Source organism: Glycocaulis sp. (assembly GCF_052168375.1).
Lineage (GTDB): Bacteria > Pseudomonadota > Alphaproteobacteria > Caulobacterales > Maricaulaceae > Glycocaulis.
Map to the genome: position 1 here is coordinate 1 of NZ_JBQLZR010000172.1, position 3,001 is coordinate 3,001.

General features: G+C 63.4%; 3 protein-coding genes. All 3 read right to left on the reverse strand.

Translation table 11 applies throughout. The features are described 5' to 3' along the window. Window positions 1–577, reverse strand: a 577-nt coding sequence (locus ACTS2Z_RS06910) for an MFS transporter (protein WP_442572490.1), incomplete at its 3' end; no start/stop codon positions are given. 125 nt (window positions 578–702) lie between these two features. Continuing rightward, window positions 703–1,746, reverse strand: a complete 1,044-nt coding sequence (locus ACTS2Z_RS06915; RefSeq protein ID WP_442572488.1) for a strictosidine synthase family protein — start codon at window positions 1,744–1,746, stop codon at window positions 703–705. Between the two features lie 197 nt (window positions 1,747–1,943). Next, window positions 1,944–3,001 (reverse strand): penicillin acylase family protein (locus tag ACTS2Z_RS06920; RefSeq protein WP_442572489.1); only part of this gene is annotated, 1,058 nt, incomplete at its 5' end.

Below are 3,001 nucleotides of genomic sequence, written 5' to 3' on the forward strand. Positions count from 1 at the left end.
TCTCAGGCAGCGTCAGGAAGGCCATGACGGCCAGGATGATGCCCGGCGCACCGGCAACGAAGAAAGCCATCCGCCAGCCATAGGCATCGGCGATCAGTCCGCCCAGTGCCATCCCGGCGAGGGAGCCGAGCGGAATGCCCATGGAGTAGAAGGCAAGCGCCGAGGCACGCTCCTCCTTGGGGGTGTAGTCTGTGATGAGCGAGTGGGCAGGCGGCGAACAACCTGCCTCGCCAACACCGACACCGATACGGGCCAGCAAGAGCTGAATGAAATTCCCGGCAAGCCCGCAGGCAATCGTGAAGAGGCTCCACACGCCGACCGCCGCCGAGATGATCTTCACCCGGTCGGCCTTTTCCGCGTAGCGCGCAATCGGGATGCCAAGCACGGTATAGAACAGCGCAAAGGCTAGGCCAGTCAGCATTCCGAGCTGCCAGTCGGCAACGCCCAGCTCCAGCTTGATCGGCTCGGCGAGGATATTGACGATCTGCCGGTCGAGGAAATTGAAGATGTAGATGACCAGCAGCATGCCAACGGCATAGCGTCGGGCGCTGGGTGCAAGCGGCTGGGTCACCGGCATACCCGGTGGCGGGCTGGCATTGGCCAAGGCAGTTCCTCCCCTGAATATCGCGGGCTTTGCCCGTCGGTTATTCAAAGGAGGTTAGAGCGCGCACGGCCCGTGTGAAGCCCAAATCGGCATGAAGCCTAGCCGCGCGGGCAGATCAGCACCTCGGAATCGAACACGGCCCCCACGACGAACTGGTAGCCATAGGGCGCCCCGACGCTCGATCCGCTCAGCTCCTCACCGTCGGTGTAGAGCACGGTCACCACCTGTCCGGTCGCCGGATCGACGCGGATGACATGGGAGGGGGCAATAGCGGTCTCGTCCTGCGAGTGCGACAGGAAATCAAACACGCGCGCATGGGCCCCGATCCACAAATGCCCGCTTTCGTCCATTTCGATATTGTCGGCCCCGGTGCGCACCGGGATCGAGCGGCGGTGAATGAGCGCGCCGGTTTCCGTATTGCGCTCATACACATTGACGCTGCGTCCGAGGAATTCCGAGACGTAAAGCGTGGCACCATCGGCCGACACATTGATGCCATTGGCATAGACCAGCCCGCCAGCGGCAATGCGCCCGGCCTCGCCGTCATAATAGCTGACGCTGGCCAGCGGCAGGCCGAAATAGGCTTCGAGCTGCATCATCAGACCGGAATCGTAGCGGGAATCGTTCGTTGCGTAGAACTGGTCGGGGCCAACCGCCACGATGTCGTTGGGCGAGGAAAGTTCGGGATAGGTGATCGTCTCGGCGTGGAAGAGACGCCAGTCTTCATCCACCTCGAAAACCTCCACCGTGTGGCCACCGGCCAGCGGGTGGTTGATCACGAAGAGCCGCTGACGGCCATCCTCACCGCGCCAGAGGCTGATGCCGTGCGGCTGGAAATCCTCCGGCCCGTCGACGCTGGCATAGCGCAGGGTCTGGAAGGGGTCGGCCATGTCGAACGTCCAGATGCCGCCTGTTTCCGGATTTTCCGACCGCCGGTCAGCGGCAGAGACAAAGGCAATGCCTGCTTCAGGGTGAATGGTGACGTCCTCGGTCCCGGGCGCCACCTCCAGCACTTCGCAGCGGTCCGCGAGTCTCGGTTCATGCGGGGTCAGCGCCCCGGAAGCCGGCACAATCATCCAGGCAATGCGCCCGATCGCGATGAGAATAACCAGTGCGAACGCAATCAGAATGACCCGGAACATGAGACCCTCCCCTGATGTTTTGCCGGCAAGGTTAACGCACGGGGGCGGTGTTTGTCTTGCGGGGAAATGGGCGGCATTGCCCCTGGTGCTTCGAGACGCGCTTTGCGCTCCTCAGCATGAGGGGCAATGCTTTTTCCTCATCCCGAGGGCGAATGAAATGAGCGTCTCGAAGGACGAGGGAAAAGCATTTCGCGCCCCTACCCCCGCTCGCCCGGCCGGTAGGCCTCCACCGCGCTGTCGCGCACCGCTTCAAGCGTCATCGGCACGCGGCGCATCTCCTCGTCCGCAAAATCCTGCATCTGGCTGGTGTAATGGGGATCACCTGGCCGGTTCGAAGAACCGAAATGGTGAACCGCCCAGAGCGACAGCTCGCCCTCCCGGTCCCATTCGGCAAGCATTACAAGCCCGTCGCCCGCCACCATGCGCAACGTGCCATCCCCGTCGCGCTGGCCGTAGACCGCGCGCAGCGTGTCCGGCCCGCCTTGCAGCGGTACGGCCACATCGCCGCGCTTGATGAAATTGACCTCGCTCCAGAGCGGATCGAGGCGTCCGTGATGTTCGGCGAGATAGGCTGCCGCGTCGCGGAACGCCTCATCAAGCGGCGGACCGGCCCGGCCTGCTGCGCGGGCCGTGCCAACCGGCTGATAGGTCAGGAGCGAGAGCGCCGCATTCCGGTTGTCGAAATCGGCCCGTCCGTCCCACGCTTCGATGATCTCCAGCGCTTCGGCCATCACCGGATCATCGCTCCAGTCCATGGCCAGAAGTTCGGCGCGCAACTGCATCGCCTGGCTGTCCGGGTGGAAAGAGTGATCCCACTTGATCGCCAGAAGTTCGTCCCGGCTGATCGTCTCCAGCGCAGCAAGCGCGGTAGTCGCGACGAGACCCCGATTGGTCATGTGCGTCTCTATGCCGAACGTGCGCGGGAAGTCCTCTTCGCGCGGATCTTCGTCCGTTAATGTAACGCGAAACGGCGTGTGGTTGGCGTCAACGACATAGCCGGCCTGCGGGTCGACCATGTGCGGCAGGGCGTCAAACGGGGCAAACCCGCTCCAGACCAGATCGGAGCGATCGCCGGGCAGTATGCCTCGCCAGTCCAGCCCCGGCTCATCCAGCCTGACCGGCATGCGGGCATTATAGTAACGGGCGATCCGGCCGGTGGAATCGCCCACGACCCGGTTGGTATTGCCCATGGCGAGCATTTCCATCGCCGCTTCGTATTCGCCGAGGGTCTGTGCGCGCATCAGCAGATAGGTCT

Bases quoted from the DNA above. Each gene is read 5' to 3' on its own strand.
- ACTS2Z_RS06915 (WP_442572488.1), bottom strand. From the start codon at position 1,746: ATGTTCCGGGTCATTCTGATTGCGTTCGCACTGGTTATTCTCATCGCG.